The following is a 15,885-nucleotide window of genomic DNA, read 5'->3' as shown; positions in this document are numbered from 1 at the left end:
GAACGGGCACGCCACAAACCGCGATGCGGCCTACCCCGCCCGGCCCACATAGCCGCACGCCAGCCCCGCACCGGCGATGTACAACTCGCCGACCACCCCGGTCGGCACCGGTCGTAACCACTGGTCCAGCACGAAGAAGGCCAGGTGGCGCAACGGCACCCCGACGGGGCTGGCCAGGCTGTCGGCGTCGGCGGCGACGATCTCCCGGAACGAGGCGTGCACCGTGGTCTCGGTGATGCCGTACATGTTGATCAGCCGCGGCGCGCCCGGATGGTGATCCAGCCACGTCCGAAGACGCCGCGGTTCCAGCGCTTCCCCGGCGAACACCACCGTCTGCAGCGTCAGCCGTTGGCGGACCTCGGGCTGCAGCGCGTCGGCGGTTTGCAGCGCATAAAACGCCGACGGGGTCTGGCTGAGCACGGTGACCTGCTCGGCGGCCAGCAAGGCGTGCAAGTCTTCCGGGGAGCGCGCCGTCGTCTCGGGCACCACCACCAGCCGGCCCCCGGCCAGCAGCGCACCGAAGATCTCCCACACCGAGACGTCGAACGCCAACGAATGCCACTGCGTCCACACCCCCGCCCTGGGCACGTCCGCGTCCACGGACGCCAGCAGCGCGATCACGTTGTGGTGGGTGATGGCCACGCCTTTGGGCGTCCCGGTGGTGCCCGACGTGTAGATGATGTAGGCGATGTCCTCGGCGGCCGGCACCGGCAACGGCGTGCCGGGTTGGGTGTCCACGGCGGGGTCGTCGGTGTCGATGACCGGCAGCTGGCATCCCCGCAGCCGCTCGGCCAGGGTCGCGGTGGTGAGGGCGGCGATCGGCGCGGCGTCGGCCACCACGAACTGGGTGCGCGCCGCCGGCACTTCCGGATCGATCGGCACGTAGGCCGCCCCGGTTTTCAGGACCGCCAAGATCGCCACCACGGCCTCGGCCGACCGGGAGAACAGCAGCGCCACCCGCTCGCCCGGCCCGGCGCCGTGGCCGGCCAGCAGATGCGCCAACCGGTTCGCGGCCTGGTCAACCTCGCGGTACGTCCAGGACCGGGCCCCGTCGCGGATCGCCACCGCCTCCGGGGCCCGCGCCACCTGCTCGGCGAACAACACCGGAATCGACACCGCCGCGCCCGCCGGCTGGGTCAACACCGCCCGATTGCTCCAGCCGTCCAGCCGGGTGTAGTCACCGGAATCGAGCACATCGATCGAGGCCAGCAGCCGTCCCGGATCGGCGGTCATCGCCACCAGCACCCGCTGCAACCGTCCGGCTAGGTCGATGACGTCGAAATTCGCAAAGGGTTGCCCCACGCCCGCGGTGCGCAGAAACAGGTCGTCGCCCAGGTTGGAGAAGTTCAACCCGAAGGCACCCACGAGCCCGGGATTCGTGTACGACGCCGTCGCCGTAGCGGCACCTAAATCCAGCCCAAAGGTGGCCGGAAGGAAATTGACGCTCACCCGGTCGGCGACCTGCGGGCCGCCGGGACTGACTTTGCGCTCCAATGCTTGCACCGGAAACCGCTGATGCTGCACCGCTTCTTGTATTCGCGCATCAACCTGCGCGCAAAAATCGGCCACCGTAGCTCCCGGTGAAACCCGCAACACCAGCGGCACCACCCCGGCAAGCATCGCCGGCAGCGTCTTCGACTCCGGTTGCACCCGCCTACTGACCGGGAGGTTGAGGACCACCTCGTTGCCCTCGGCGCACCACCGACGCACCAGCAGAGCGCACGCCGCGGTGATCACCGCTGATCGCGGCACCTTCCACACTTCGGCGAGCTCTTGCACTCGCCGAAGGAGCACCGGATCCAACTGGGCCGGCTCAGACAGCGCATGCGGATCGTGGTCGGCGGTGTGCGGCAGCCGATACTGTGGCTCGTTTTCCGACGGGAGGTTTCTCGTCCAATACGCCTGGTCTTCGAGATACTCGTCGGACGCCTCGTACGCGGACTCGCAGCTCACCAAGTCCTGTAACGATCCAAGGACAGCCCCAGGAATGGGTGCACCGGAAATAAGTGCAGAATAGACGGACGCAATTCGATAGCCCACCAGCGCGATGCCCGATCCGTCTAAGACGATGTGGTGACAGCACACGAACAAGCAGAATTCATCGGGGCGCGTCCGGAATAGGGCGAATTTTAGGAGCGGGCCCGTCAGCGGCATCGGCGTGCGTTGAATCGACGACGCGATCTCGCGGGCTTCGGACACCGGGTCGGGCGCGCCGGTGAGGTCATGGAACGGCAGCGCGATATCCGGGTCGTCGAGCGCCTTCTGGAAAACCTGGCCATCCACTTCGAAGAAGGCGGCCCGCGCTGGTTCGGCGTCGCGTATTGCCCGGCGAATCGCCCATTCGAGGGCATCACGTTCTACCGGGCCCTCAATTCTCACGAATAGGCCAAGCTGCCACCCCGTGTCGAACTGATCCGTTTCCTGAGCAAGCCAGATATCTAGCTGTCCGCGTGTTAGCGGAACTCCCTGCTTCTCAAGCTCCATCCGGCTCCCCCAGACGGTTTACCGATCCGACCTCCGGCCCTCGGCCAGCCTGTCACGCAGGCTCTTCGGCCGGATATCGGTCCAGTTCTGTTCGATGTAGTCCAAGCACGCAGCGCGGTCCGCTTCGCCATAAACCACCCGCCAACCCGCCGGAACATCGGCGAAGGTCGGCCACAGGCTGTGTTGCTCCTCGTCGTTGACCAAGACGAAAAAGCTGCCACTGTCGTCGTCGAACGGATTGATGCTCAACCGGTCCTCCAGACCACCTAACTAATTGACATGAGTGCAACCGTTCCGGCCCAAAACTTACTGGAGCCCAACGGAGTCCGTGCGGGGTTTCGGGAAAGTTCCTGCCGCGGCCTCCCGACGTCCCCCCGGACCCGACCCGGTAATTGGCGCACCACCCGGGCCCTATAGGGGGCGATTTACGGCATTATGCCCCGCGGCGAGCCGTTTGGCTTTGTGGCGGTTGCACTACCGGCCGGGCACCGGGTCGCTGCGCCCGCCCGCGGGGGTACGTCGACCCTCGCTGCAGGCCCGGTGAGCGCCCCGCTGCCCCGACCGTCGGCGCCCCGTGGCCGTAACCTCTCTTATCCGCCGTCGCTCCGGAAGGAATCGCCCGTGGATAACGCGGATCGGGCGATTTGCGGGTGGATGCAGAACGCCAATAACCGCGTTTACGCACGCGGTATGCATTACGCTCCCCTAACGGGTTGGGAACGAGCCGACAGGGAGGCCACCGGCATGGCTTACTCGTTGAGATCTAGTCACGCTCCCCGCGGCGCCGCATGGCTGACCGGCGCCGGCCCCTGCATTCGAACTACCTGCCTCTGGCGTGTCGCGGTCGATGTGTAGTTGCATCGGCGAGCGGCTCACATGGCGGCGGGTAGCAAAACGGGTGGAAGGGGTTCACGATTTCCAGAATCCTGAGGCGGCTGTGGATCCCGCTGGTCATCCTCGTCGTAATGGGTGCCGGCGGATTAACGGTATCGCGGCTGCACGGCATCTTCGGCTCTGAGAAGCGTCCCTCGTATGCCGACACCAAAATCAACGACACCAAACCTTTCGACCCCAAGCACTTGACATACGAGGTCTTTGGACCACCGGGAACAGTGGCCGACATCAGCTATTTCGACGTCAATGCCGAACCGCAGCTGGTGGAGGGCGCGCAGTTGCCCTGGTCATTGCAGTTCGAGATCACCAAGGCCGCGACCGTAGGAAACGTCGTCGCGCAGGGCGATGGTGACAGCATCGGTTGTCGAATCGTGGTGGACGACGAAGTCAAAGCCGAACGAACCTCGAACGAAGTGAACGCCTTCACCTTCTGCTTGCTGAAAAACGCATGAGCGGCGGCGGCATGGATCAACAGCCCCGGCCTCCATTCGTCGCCCGGACGATCCACCGGTTTGCGGTGCTCATCATTTTGGCGTGGCTGGCGATCACCATCATCGTGACACTCGGCGTCCCCCCACTGGAGCAGGTCGAAAAAGAACACACCGTCTCGCTCACCCCCCAAGATGCGCCGTCGATCAAAGCGATGACGCGTATGGGTAAGGATTTCAAGGAATCCAATTCCGAGAGTGTGGCGATGATCGTCTTGGAGGGTCAGCAACCCCTGGGCGACGCTGCGCATGAATATTACGATCGGCTGATTCGTCAATTGAAAGACGATCCCAAGCATGTGCAGCACATCCATGATTTCTGGGGGGATCCGCTAACGGCGGGCGCCGCGCAAAGCGCCGACGATAAAGCCACCTATGTTCAGGTGGATCTCGCCGGCAACCTGGGCCAAGCGGCGGCGAACGACTCGGTGCAAGCCGTCCGGGACATCGTGCGGCGAACGCCGGCGCCGCCGGGGGTCACCACGTACGTCACCGGACCGGCCGCGCTCGCCGCGGATCTGGGCCACAGCGGCGACCGGACCGTCCTGCTCATCACCGTGGTCAGCATCGCGGTGATCTTCACGATGTTGTTCCTGGTCTACCGGTCGATCATCACCGTCGTCCTGTTGTTGCTGATGGTCGGCATGGAATTGCAGGTGGCCCGAGGGATTGTCGCGTTCCTCGGCTATCACCAGCTCGTTGGCCTGACGACCTACGCCGTGAATCTGCTGGTCTCCGTCGGGATCGCCGCCGGAACCGATTACGGGATCTTTTTCATGGGGCGGTATCAGGAGGCGCGGCAGGCCGGCGAGGATAAGGCGACGGCGTTCTACACCACCTATCGCGGCACCGCCCGGGTGGTCTTGGCCTCCGGCGCGACGATCGCCGGCGCGGTTTACTGCCTGAGCTTTACCCGCTTGCCGTCGTTCCAGGTCCTGGGCGTCCCCTGTGCGGTGGGGATCTTGGTCGCGGTGGCGGTGGCGCTGACGCTGGTTCCGGCGGTGCTGGTGGTCGGTGGCCGGGTCGGTTTGTTCGAACGTAAACGGAAGATCAAAGTTCGTCGCTGGCGGCGGATCGGCACGGCGATCGCGCGGTGGCCCGCACCCATCCTCACCGCGGCCGTCGCGGTCGCGCTGATCGGCCTGCTGACCCTACCGGGGTACAAACCCAGCTACAACGACCAGAGGTACATCCCTAAAGACATCCCGGGCAATCTGGGGTTCGCCGCCGCCGAGCGTCACTTCCCCCAGTCGCGGATGATGATGCCCGAGATTTTGTTGATCGAAGCCAACCGCGATATGCGCAATCCGGCCGATCTCCTGGTGCTGAACAAGGTCGCCAAGGGCGTGTTTGCCGTGCCCGGCATTGCCAGCGTGCAGTCCATCACGCGGCCCGAAGGCACCCCGATCGAACACACCTCGATTCCGTTCATGCTCAGCATGTCCAACGCCAGCCAGCTGCAGAACATGAAGTTTCAGAAGGACCGGATGAACGACCTGCTCAAGCAGGCCGCCGATCTGGCCGAAACGATCAAGCTGATGCAACGCATGTACGGGTTGATGCAACAACTCACCAACACGACGCACCATATGGTCGCCCAAACCCACGAGATGACCGAAATCACCGAGGAGTTGCGGGACCACATCTCGGACTTCGAGGATTTCTGGCGGCCCATCCGCAACTACTTCTACTGGGAACAGCACTGCTACGACATCCCCATCTGCTGGTCGCTGAAATCCATCTTCGATTCGATCGACGGGGTCGACGAGATCAGCGGCAAGCTGGAAGACCTGGTCAAAGACCTCGACCAGCTGGACCTGCTGATGCCCCAGATCCTGCAACAGTTTCCGCCGATGATCGGGACCATGCAGCGCACCCGGACCATGATGCTCACGATGCACAGCACCATGTCCGGGATCTTCGGGCAGATGGAGGACGCCAACGACGACCCGACGGCCATGGGCAAGGCGTTCGACGCGGCCAAGAACGACGATTCCTTCTACCTGCCGCCGGATGTGCTCAAGAATAAGGACTTCAAGCGCGTCATGAAGGTGTTCCTGTCGCCGGACGGGAAGGCCGCCCGCATGCTCATTTCGCAGCGGGGCGACCCGGCGACCACCGAGGGCATGGCGCGGGTCGACGCGATCAATACCGCGGCCGAGGAGGCGCTCAAGGGGACGCCGCTGGAAAGCGCCAAGATCTACCTCACCGGCAGCGCGGCGATGGTGAAGGACCTGGTGGACGGCTCCAAATACGACCTGTTGATCGCGGGCGTCGGCGCGCTGTGCCTCATTTTCACGATCATGCTGATCATCACCCGCAGCTTTGTCGCCGCCCTGGTGATCGTGGGGACGGTGGCGCTGTCGCTGGGCGCGTCGTTCGGGTTGTCGGTGCTGGTCTGGCAGTACATCCTCGGCATCCAAATCCACTGGATGGTCCTGGTGATGTCGGTGATCCTGCTGTTGGCGGTCGGATCTGACTACAACCTGTTGCTGGTGTCCCGGATGAAGGAGGAACTCGGCGCCGGGATCAAGACGGGCCTCATCCGGGCGATGGGCGGCACCGGCAAGGTCGTCACGTCGGCGGGGTTGGTGTTCGCGTTCACCATGATGTCCATGGTGGTCAGCGACCTGCGTGTCATCGGCCAGGTCGGGAGCACGATCGGCCTGGGCCTGTTGTTCGACACCCTGGTGGTGCGGGCGTTCATGACCCCGTCGATCGCGGCGCTGCTGGGCCGCTGGTTCTGGTGGCCGCAACGGGTACGCCCCCGCCCCGCCAGCACCCTGCTTCGGTCGGCCGGGCCTCGGCCCTTGGTGCGTGCCCTGCTGCTGGGAGAGCAGCGGTAGGAGGCGAATTGAGCGCCGAACACCCCCGACCGCCGCTCATCGCGCGGGTGATCCGCACGCTGTCGCCGCTCATCATCCTGGCGTGGATAGCGCTGGTGTTGGTGGTGACGCTGGCGATCCCGTCGCTGGAGGAGGTCGGCCAAGAACATTCCGTGTCGCTGAGTCCCCAGGACGCGCCGTCGGTGCAGGCGATGCTGCGGATGGGCAAGGACTTCAAGGAATCCGATTCGGATAGCTTCGCGATGATCGTGCTGGAGGGCCAGCAGCCGCTCGGCGACGACGCGCACGCCTACTACGCCGGATTGATGCGCGACCTTCGCGACGATCCCAAGCATGTCGAGCATGTGCAGGACCTGTGGGGGGATCGCCTCACCGCGTCCGGTGTGCAAAGCGACGACGGTAAAGCCACGTATGTGCAACTGAATCTCGCTGGCAACCAAGGCACGACGTTGGGCGACGAGTCCGTGGCGGCGGTCCGCAATATCGTCCAGCGGACGCCCCCGCCGCCCGGGGTGAAGGTCTATGTCACCGGCCCCGCACCGCTGAACTCCGATATGCAGCACAGCGGCAACAAATCCATCCTGAAGATCACCGCGGTCACCGTGGCGATGATCTTCACGATGCTGCTGCTGGTATACCGCTCGGTGATCACCGTGGTGCTGCTGCTGACCATGGTTGGGATCGAATTGGCCGCGGCACGCGGGATCGTCGCGTTTCTCGGCCATAGCAATGTCCTGGTGCTGTCGACGTTCGCGATCAATCTGTTGGTGTCGCTCGGGATCGCGGCCGGAACCGATTACGGGATCTTCTTCTTCGGCCGCTATCAGGAGGCGCGCCAGGCCGGCCAGGACCGCGAGCAGGCGTACTACACCACCTACCGCGGGGTCGCGCCCGTCGTCTTGGCGTCCGGTTTGACGATCGCCGGGGCCATCTTCTGTCTCAGCTTTGCCCGGATGCCGTACTTCCAGACCATTGGTGTGCCGTGCGCGGTGGGGATGCTGGTCGCGGTCGCGGTCGCGCTGACCCTGGTCCCGGCGGCGCTGGCCGTCGGCAGCCGCGTCGGGCTGTTCGACCCCAAGCGCAGGATCCGCGTCCGGCGCTGGCGACGGGTCGGCACCGCGATCGTCCGCTGGCCCGGGCCGATTCTGGTGGCCACCTGCGCGATCGCGCTGATCGGGCTGCTCACCCTGCCGGGCTATAAGACCAGCTACAACGACCGGCTCTACATCCCCAAAGACATTCCCGCCAACCAGGGCTACGCGGCCGCCGACCGCCATTTCTCCCAAGCCCGGATGATGCCCGAGATCCTGCTGATCGAGGCCAATCACGACATGCGCAACCCGACGGACTTCCTGGTGCTGAACAAACTGGCCAAGGGCGTCTTCCGGGTGCCCGGCATTTCCCGGGTGCAGGGCATCACGCGGCCCGAGGGGACCCCGATCGACCACACGTCGATACCGTTCCTGCTCAGCATGCAAAACGCCAGCCAGATGCAGACCCTGCATTTCCAGAAGGACCAAATGAAGGAGATGCTCAAACAGGCTGACGAGATGACCGAAATGATCGGCATCATGCAGCGCATGTACGGTCTGACCCAACAACTCACCAACACGACCCATCGCATGGTCGGCAAGACGCATGAGATGGAGGAAATCACCGCGGACCTGCGGAACCATATTGCGGATTTTGAGGATTTCTGGCGGCCGATCCGCAACTACTTCTACTGGGAACCACACTGCTACGACATTCCCATCTGCTGGTCGATACGAGCCATCTTCGATTCGATCGACAGTGTTGACGAGCTGAGCGACAAGCTGGCGGACGTCGTCAAGGAACTTGACCACATCGATGCGCTGTTGCCGCAACTGCTCACCCAGTTCCCGCCGATGATCGCGACCATGCGCAGCATGCGCACCATGACGCTCACCATGCACAGCACCATGTCCGGGATCTTCGACGAGATGGACGACATGAGCGAGGACGCGACCGCGATGGGTCAGGCGTTCGATGCGGCCAAAAACGACGATTCCTTCTATCTGCCTCCGGAAGTGTTCCAGAACAAGGACTTCCAGCGCGCGATGAGTTCGTTCCTGTCCCCCGACGGGAAAGCGGCCCGGCTGTTCATCTCCCATCGCGGCGACCCCACGACCCCCGAGGGGATAGCGCGGATCGACAAGATCAAGACCGCGGCCGAGGAGGCGCTCAAGGGCACCCCGCTGCAGGACGCCAAGATCTACATGGCCGGCACCGCATCGACCTATAAAGACTGGCGGGACGGCTCCAAATACGATCTGTTGATCGCGGGAGTCGCGTCGCTGTGCCTGATCTTCACGATCATGCTGATCATCACCCGCAGCTTTGTCGCCGCCCTGGTGATCGTGGGCACGGTGGCGCTGTCGCTGGGCGCCTCGTTCGGGCTGTCCGTGCTGATTTGGCAGTACATCCTCGGCATCAAGCTGCATTGGATGGTGCTGGCGATGTCGGTGATCGTCCTGTTGGCGGTGGGGTCCGACTACAACCTGTTGCTGGTCTCCCGTTTCAAGGAAGAAATCGGCGCGGGCCTAAACACCGGCATCATCCGCGCGATGGGCGGCACCGGCAAAGTCGTCACCTCGGCGGGGCTGGTGTTCGCGTTCACGATGGCCTCGATGGTGGTCAGCGATCTGCGGATCATCGGCCAGGTCGGCACCACGATTGGGCTGGGCCTGATGTTCGACACCTTGATCGTGCGGTCGTTCCTGACACCGTCGATCGCCGCGCTGCTGGGGCGGTGGTTCTGGTGGCCGCAGGCGGTGCGTCCGCGCCCGGCCAGCGCCCTGCTGCGGCCGTACGCACCGCGTCCGGTGGCGCGGTCCCTGCTGCTGGGCGAGGACGACCCCGACGACGACGCCGTCACCGCCGAGATCCCGGTACCACCGGTCTAGCGGTGGCCCGTTTTGGTCCTGTCGTTCGTGTCGCGGGCGCAGTGTTGGGCATCGAGACTGAAGTGAGGGCCTCGAGCCTGACGTGAGGGCATCGAGACTGAAGCCACGGCCTCGAGACTGCGGTCAGGGCACCGAGACTGCGGCGACGCCGTATTTTCGCGCCGATAGTGGGCCTGTGCGCAGAGTCGGCGCCCTGAGCGCAGGCTCGACGCCCTGGACGCAGACTCGATGCCGTGTGTTCAGCCTCGCCGACGTGAGTTCAGTCTCGACGCCGCTACCGCAGGCTCGGTGCCCTGGACGCAGTCTCGGTGCGCAGCAGCGGTTTTGCCGGCAAATCGCCTGCTGTTCATGGGGTTACTCCTTGGTGTGATCGGTGTGTTCGGGCGTGTGGTCGGGTCCGCCCAGGACCTCGTCGAGCCAGTTGTAGATGCGCCCGAGGGCCAGGCGCTGCGCCCCGGATTGGCAGTGCGCTCCGGCGCCTTCGGCCGCGGTGAACTCGAGCGCCCACGACCTCAGCGACGCACAGGCCATCACTCCGGCGCAGCACCGTGCCACCCAAATCCAGGCCATGCTGGACCGGGCCCGCGACCGCGGCGAGCCTGCCCTGCACTACCTCGACGTGCTGGACTGCATCCTGGCGCCGATCTATCTGCGGGCCCTGATCGGTGTGGCCCCCGACGCCGGCGACCGGTCCACGTTCATCGACCGCGCACTCAGCTCGCCTACTGCGACCGAAGTATCGTGACCGACTTGTCGATCTTCTTGAACGACGTGAACGTCTCGGACGGAACACCGAACAGCGCGGACAGCACGTGCGGCGGCAGTTTGCTGATTGATGCGCCGATCCCGATGTCGTCCTTGCCTTCTTGAGTGCTCGCGTTGAACACGATGACCAGGTTCAAGTCTTCGTGGCCCTTGTTCTCGAAGTAGTGCAGCGAGCCTTGCGGCGCGAACACCACGTCACCGGGATGAGCGTCGAAAGTTTCCGTGTTGCCAACGGGATCCAGCAGGGTCCAGGTCGCGACGCCACTGGTGATGACGTTGATCTCCCACGCACTCGGATGCCAGTGCGGCTCCCGGATGCCGCCCGGCTGCAACGTGACGAACACAACGCTGGCCTGCTGGCCTTTGAGGATTGGGAAGTTGTCTTCGTGAGCCTGGCGCAGCGAGCTACCGTCGAAGGTGGTGGCGGGCAAGGCGCCGAGATGAAAGAGATGTGATTGCGTGGTGATGAGCTCGGCGGGTATCCGGGGATCCCCGAAGCGTGTGGCGTCAGCGGTCACTGGCCCCTCCTCTTTATCAGTCGGATAGCCGGCGGGGCCGCCGGATAACGCCCGGTCGACGCCCGCTCCGCCCAGCGCCGCCACTCCGGCAACGCCTGCTCCTCCCAGCATTTTTCGTCGGTTGATGGGCATGCACGGATAGTAAGAAAAGAGGCTGTGCGAAGCCTGGCAAATCGGTGTCGCAGAGTCGTGCAAACCACCCGGGTCGCGGTCACGCCTGCAGCCACGGTGCGCAGCTTCGAGGTCGCCGGGCAGGGGCGACGGCAATGCGCTATGCGCCGTGGTTGCCGTCGCGCAGGGATTCGATCATGCTCCGCAGGATCCGCAACGCGGCTGACTGCTCGGCCTCGGTCAGGCCGGCCAGCATGCGGACCTCGACGGATCGGACCGCGGCGCTCGCCTTCTGAAGGCTGCGTCGGCCGCGAGGCGTGAGCCGGGTGGGAAGAACCTTCCCGACGGGCGCCTCCGCGGGCCTGGTCACGTAGCCGTCTCGTTCGAGGGCCTGGAGCAGCACGTTCATCGACTGCCGTGTCACGAACGCGCCCCGGGCGAGCTCGGAGTTCGACAAGCCCGGTCGTTGAGCCAGCAGCTCGAGGCAGGCGTAGTGCGTCACGCTCATCCCGAGTGGCCGCAGCACCTCCTCCATGGCTGCGCGCAGGACGCTCGACGCCTCTTTCAGCAGGTAGCCCAGTGACGTCTCAAGATCGACGCCGGCACCGTCTTGACCCATGTCAGAATTCTGACATAGATTGACCTATGTCAGAAATCTGACACGACGCGAAGGAGCCTCCCCATGCCCGCCACCGGTCCCGACTTCATCTCGCTGCAAGCGCGCGACCTCGACGCTTCGCAAGCGTTCTACGAGCGGTACCTCGGCCTCGTCCGCTCAAAGGCCGGACCTCCGCACGCCGTCGTCTTCGAGACGAAGCCGATCGCGTTCGCAATCCGCGACCTCATCCCCGGCACCGATCTCGCATCCGTGGCCCAGCCCGGCATCGGTGCCGCGATCTGGCTTCACGCCACCGACGTCCAGGCCATCCACGACGCGCTGGCCGCCGACGGGCACACCATCGTCTCCCCACCGATCGACGGCCCCTTCGGTCGAACATTCACCTTCGCCGACCCCGACGGCTACCAGGTCACTCTCCACGACCGCGCCTGATCGGATGGCGGCGAACCGCCCACACGCTGTGAGCTGGGCGATTAGAGTCGGGGCATTCCGTCGGAAGGAGTCCACAATGGTCAAACTGTCGTTGACCAGGCTGGCTGTCGCGGTGGGCGGTGCGGCGTTGTCGTTGACGGCCGGGGCGGGGATCGCATCCGCCGACCCCGATCTGGGGCCGATCGTCAATACCACCTGCAGTTATCCGCAAGTGGTGGCGGCGCTCAAGGCGCAGGACCCGGCCGCTGCCGCGCAATTCAACTCATCGCCGATGCAGCAGAATTTTCTGCGTCAGTTCCTCGCCGCGAATCCCGACCAGCGCCAGCAGCTGGCTGATCAACTCGCCAGCACGCCGGGGGCCGACCAGAACTTGGCGATCATCCAAGGGGTTTTCAACACCTGCAACAACTTCTGAGGTGCTGCACCCCAGGCTTAGTCCTTGACGAAGCAGTACATCCGGTACGACATCCGCCCGGTTTGCAGGGTCCGCAATACCCAGGAGCCTTGCGCGCGGGTTAACCCGCGGACCAGTCCCGGCACGTGGCGGTCGATCACGTCTTGGGTGTGCTGCGCATTCTTCTCCAACCCGCGCACCACCTCGGCGTTGATCTCCCGCTGCGACAGCATCCGCAACGGCCCGTTGGCCAGCGCCTCGTCCCAGGCCGCGAAACCGTCGGTCAATCGCGAATCGGCGTACAGGAAATGCCCGCCCGGCGACAGCACGCGCGCTACCTCGGTAAGGAAAACCGGGAAATGCGGATAGTGCACCGACGATTCGATATTGATCACCGCGTCGAAGGATTCGTCGGGAAAGGGCAGCTTCTCGGCGTCGCCTTGCACGAACTTCAGGCCGGGCAGGTTGTGCCGCTTTTGACAAAAGGCGATCCCGGCGGAGTTCAGGTCCAGTCCGGTGTAGGACGCCGGCTGCAGCGTGCGCGTCAGGTAGGAGGCCCCGCCGCCGTGCCCGCACCCGACCTCGAGCACCCGCTTGCCGCGGAGATCGTCCGCCTGGGTCGCGGTGCTGTGGTAGAGCTGGATGCAGTACCGGTTGGGTTCGTCGTCGGCGTCCAGCGCTAGACCCATCGGCGGATCCTCTTCGTAGCCGTAGTTGATGAAAACCACGTCGTCGTCGGCAAACCGACGCGTCACGAAGGGGTAAATGTATTTCTGAATATGCTTGAGACCCAGCTTCTCGCCGAAGTTCCATTCCAGCGGATTGCGAAACACGCGGTCTTTGAGGTCCATGGCCGGAGTATGGCAGAGACATCGGCGCGGTGCGGTTGATTGCGCACCTCCGGACAATTTTGTCCACGGTCGGCAGTGACGCCGTGGCGCACTGCCGCGGCTACCCGCCATTCTGGTCACCCACGACGCAATGCGGCGCGGTAACCTCATTCTCACGGCGTTATCGGCGCACCGACAGGAAGCGGGAGGTCCCATGCCCGACACGAACCACCCGGACGAACCCGTCACCCGCGATGCCCGCTTCATCAAGACCGCGATCGCGATCCTCGGCGAAACCGGGCGCACCGACTTCACCGTGCAAGAGGTGGTGGCCCGCTCCAAGACCTCACTGCGCGCCTTCTACCAGCATTTCTCCAGCAAGGATGACCTGCTGCTGGCGCTGTTCGACAAGACGATGGCCCAATCGGCGCAGGTCTGGCGGGCCGAGACCACCGGCCTGGACAGCGCGTCGGCGCTGAAGCTGGTGATCGACCGAATCAGTGCCCAACCCGAATCGAGCACCCAGGACAGCCTCAACCGGGCGCTGAGCCTGTACAACCAGCACCTGGCCGAGACCCGGCCGCGGGACTACGCCCGGGTGCTGTCCCCGCTGCACCAGTTGTTCTGCGACCTGGTGCAGCGCGGGGTCACCGAGGGGGCATTTCGGCCCGGACTCGACGTGGGCGCCGCGGCGGCGATCATCATGCAGACTGTGCTGGGCGCGCTGCGATTGCATTGGCTCGGCGCCGAATTGACCGGCACCCCGATCGACGCCGGCCAGCTGCACGACTTCTGCGTCGGTGCGCTGACCGCCGACACCGACCCGCCCGCCCCGGCGACGTCGCTCGGTGACATCTTCGATCAGATCGGGATGCGGGGTACCGCGCTGGGCCACGCCGGTGACGACACCTACGTCACCGAAATCCCGGTCAGCCCCTTGGTGGTCAACACCTCCGGGGCGCTGCAGGGCGGTCTGATCGCCACCTTGGCCGACGTGGCCGCCGGGGCGTTCGGCCTGCGGTTCATCCCGCCGGGCCACGGGTTGACCACCGCCGATCTGGCCGTCCGCTACCTGCGCCCGATTCGGGAGGGCGCCGCGCGGGCGGTGCCCAAGATCTTGCGGGCGGGCCGGCGGTCGGTGATCGCCCAGGTCGACATCTTCCGCAGCTCCGACGACGAACTGGCGGCCACCGCCACCCTCAACTTCGCCGTGGTCGACTACCCGACCGACGGTGCGGCGCCCCGCAAAACGTAATTCGCGTTCGTCCTATTACCGTCGTCGCGCTCCGATGGTAACGTCATTACCGCGATGCGTTAGCCCTGTCCAGGAGGTCGCCATGCCGTCTCGCGAGCTTTCCTTCCCGGTGTTCGACGCCGACAACCACATGTACGAAACCGAGGAGGCGCTGACCAAGTTCTTGCCGGATCACCGCAAGCACGTCATCGACTACGTCCAGGTGCGGGGCCGCACCAAGATCGTCGTGCGCGGGCACATCAGCGACTACATCCCCAACCCCACCTTCGAGGTGGTCGCGCGCCCCGGCGCGCAGGAGGAGTACTTCCGGCACGGCAGCGGCGGCAGGAGCTACCGCGAGGTGATGGGCGAGCCGATGAAGGCGATCCCGGCGTTCCGCGAGCCGGGACCGCGGCTGGAGAAGATGGACGAGCTCGGCGTCGACTACGCGTTGATGTTCCCGACGCTGGCCAGCCTCGTCGAGGAGCGGATGAAAGACGATCCCGAGCTGATCCACGACGTCATCCACGCGCTGAACCAGTGGATGTATGAGACCTGGTCGTTCAACTACCAGGACCGCATCTTCGCCACCCCGGTGATCACCCTGCCGATCGTCGACCGCGCCCTGGAAGAACTCGACTGGTGTCTGCAGCGGGGCGCCAAAACGGTGCTGGTGCGGCCCGCCCCGGTGCCCGGCTACCGTGGCACCCGCTCGTTCGGGCTGGAGGAGTTCGACCCGTTCTGGCAAGCCTGCATCAAGGCCGGTATCCCGGTGTCCATGCACGCCTCGGACAGCGGCTACTCGGAATTCCTCAACGTGTGGGAGCCCGGCGACGAATTCCTGCCGTTCAAACCCACCGCGTTCCGGATGGTCGCGATGGGCAAGCGTCCGATCGAGGACGCGATGAGCGCGCTGGTCTGCCACGGTGCGCTGTTCCGCAACCCGGAATTGCGGGTGTTGTCGATCGAGAACGGCGCCGACTGGGTGCCGTATTTGTTCAAGCAGTTCAAGAGCGTCTACGCGAAGATGCCGCAGTCGTTCCCGGAGGACCCGGTCGAGGGATTCAAGCGCTGCGTGTACATCAGCCCGTTCTGGGAGGACAACTTCGTCGACATCGCCAAAATGGTGGGCACCGACCGGATCGTGTTCGGCTCCGACTGGCCGCACCCCGAGGGCCTCAAGGACCCGATCACCTTCGTCGATGATTTGGCCGGTCTGCCGCAGGCCGACATCGAAAAGATCATGGGCGGCAACATGATGGAGCTGTTCAAGATCGCCAAGCCGGTCCCGGCCTGACCTCGCGCCCCTCGGCGAGCAGACGCAGAATCGCACGGATACCGCATGT

14 protein-coding genes are annotated in these 15,885 nt (G+C 64.8%); 8 read left to right on the top strand and 6 right to left on the bottom strand.

Annotated elements, in window-relative coordinates:
* Positions 1-30: 30 nt before the first annotated feature.
* Entirely contained in the window at positions 31-2,484 is a 2,454-nt protein-coding gene (locus tag BKN37_RS08805; protein ID WP_083341676.1) for a non-ribosomal peptide synthetase, read from the bottom strand.
* An 18-nt stretch (positions 2,485-2,502) separates the two neighbouring features.
* Positions 2,503-2,733, bottom strand: a complete 231-nt coding sequence (locus tag BKN37_RS08795) for an MbtH family protein (RefSeq protein ID WP_071024533.1) — start codon at positions 2,731-2,733, stop codon at positions 2,503-2,505.
* A 674-nt stretch (positions 2,734-3,407) separates the two neighbouring features.
* On the opposite strand from BKN37_RS08795, the gene BKN37_RS08790 reads away from it, so the two are divergent.
* From BKN37_RS08790 to BKN37_RS08780, 3 genes are read left to right on the top strand one after another with little or no spacing between them, the layout of a single operon-like run.
* A complete protein-coding gene (locus tag BKN37_RS08790) occupies positions 3,408-3,830 on the top strand; it encodes an MmpS family transport accessory protein (protein WP_165618307.1) in 423 nt (140 codons plus the stop codon).
* Positions 3,831-3,841: 11 nt separating this feature from the next.
* Positions 3,842-6,712, top strand: coding sequence for an MMPL/RND family transporter (locus BKN37_RS08785; protein WP_423212775.1), 2,871 nt, complete (start codon positions 3,842-3,844; stop codon positions 6,710-6,712).
* Between the two features lie 8 nt (positions 6,713-6,720).
* Positions 6,721-9,636 (top strand): MMPL/RND family transporter, encoded by a 2,916-nt coding sequence (locus tag BKN37_RS08780; protein ID WP_071024528.1) that lies wholly within the window; start codon positions 6,721-6,723, stop codon positions 9,634-9,636.
* A 354-nt stretch (positions 9,637-9,990) separates the two neighbouring features.
* Here the strand turns inward: BKN37_RS08780 and BKN37_RS28820 are convergent, their stop codons facing one another.
* The gene (locus BKN37_RS28820) at positions 9,991-10,170 is read right to left on the bottom strand and encodes a hypothetical protein (protein ID WP_131823546.1); all 180 of its coding nucleotides are present in this window, start codon (positions 10,168-10,170) and stop codon (positions 9,991-9,993) included.
* 34 nt (positions 10,171-10,204) lie between these two features.
* Here BKN37_RS28820 and BKN37_RS29100 point away from each other — a divergent pair, with 34 nt between their 5' ends.
* A complete protein-coding gene (locus BKN37_RS29100) occupies positions 10,205-10,381 on the top strand; it encodes a hypothetical protein (RefSeq protein ID WP_165618306.1) in 177 nt (58 codons plus the stop codon).
* Here the strand turns inward: BKN37_RS29100 and BKN37_RS08775 are convergent.
* Positions 10,359-11,051 (bottom strand): cupin domain-containing protein, encoded by a 693-nt coding sequence (locus tag BKN37_RS08775; protein WP_095407029.1) that lies wholly within the window; start codon positions 11,049-11,051, stop codon positions 10,359-10,361. The two genes, BKN37_RS29100 and BKN37_RS08775, sit on opposite strands and share 23 nt — an antisense overlap.
* A 139-nt stretch (positions 11,052-11,190) precedes the next feature.
* Positions 11,191-11,649: a MarR family winged helix-turn-helix transcriptional regulator gene (locus BKN37_RS08770; protein WP_071024524.1), complete on the bottom strand. Its 459-nt coding sequence runs from the start codon at positions 11,647-11,649 to the stop codon at positions 11,191-11,193.
* Between the two features lie 63 nt (positions 11,650-11,712).
* Between BKN37_RS08770 and BKN37_RS08765 the strand changes: the two genes are divergently transcribed.
* Complete coding sequence (locus BKN37_RS08765; RefSeq protein WP_071024522.1) at positions 11,713-12,081, top strand: VOC family protein; 369 nt, start codon at positions 11,713-11,715, stop codon at positions 12,079-12,081.
* Positions 12,082-12,157: 76 nt separating this feature from the next.
* Entirely contained in the window at positions 12,158-12,496 is a 339-nt protein-coding gene (locus BKN37_RS08760) for a hemophore-related protein (protein WP_071024520.1), read from the top strand.
* A 17-nt stretch (positions 12,497-12,513) separates the two neighbouring features.
* On the opposite strand, the gene mtf2 is transcribed toward BKN37_RS08760, so the two are convergent.
* Positions 12,514-13,326 carry a fatty-acid O-methyltransferase Mtf2 gene (gene mtf2 / locus BKN37_RS08755; RefSeq protein WP_083341675.1) on the bottom strand — a complete coding sequence of 271 codons (813 nt, stop codon included), beginning with the start codon at positions 13,324-13,326 and terminating at the stop codon, positions 12,514-12,516.
* Between the two features lie 193 nt (positions 13,327-13,519).
* Between mtf2 and BKN37_RS08750 the strand changes: the two genes are divergently transcribed.
* Complete coding sequence (locus BKN37_RS08750; RefSeq protein ID WP_071024517.1) at positions 13,520-14,560, top strand: hotdog fold thioesterase; 1,041 nt, start codon at positions 13,520-13,522, stop codon at positions 14,558-14,560.
* An 82-nt stretch (positions 14,561-14,642) separates the two neighbouring features.
* The gene (locus BKN37_RS08745; protein ID WP_071024515.1) at positions 14,643-15,836 is read left to right on the top strand and encodes an amidohydrolase family protein; all 1,194 of its coding nucleotides are present in this window, start codon (positions 14,643-14,645) and stop codon (positions 15,834-15,836) included.
* Positions 15,837-15,885: the final 49 nt, after the last annotated feature.

The sequence above is a fragment of the Mycobacterium talmoniae genome (assembly GCF_001854525.1).
Taxonomy (GTDB): domain Bacteria; phylum Actinomycetota; class Actinomycetes; order Mycobacteriales; family Mycobacteriaceae; genus Mycobacterium; species Mycobacterium talmoniae.
Note: the sequence above shows the minus strand (reverse complement) of the source record. Positions and strands in the feature narration are given on the sequence as shown.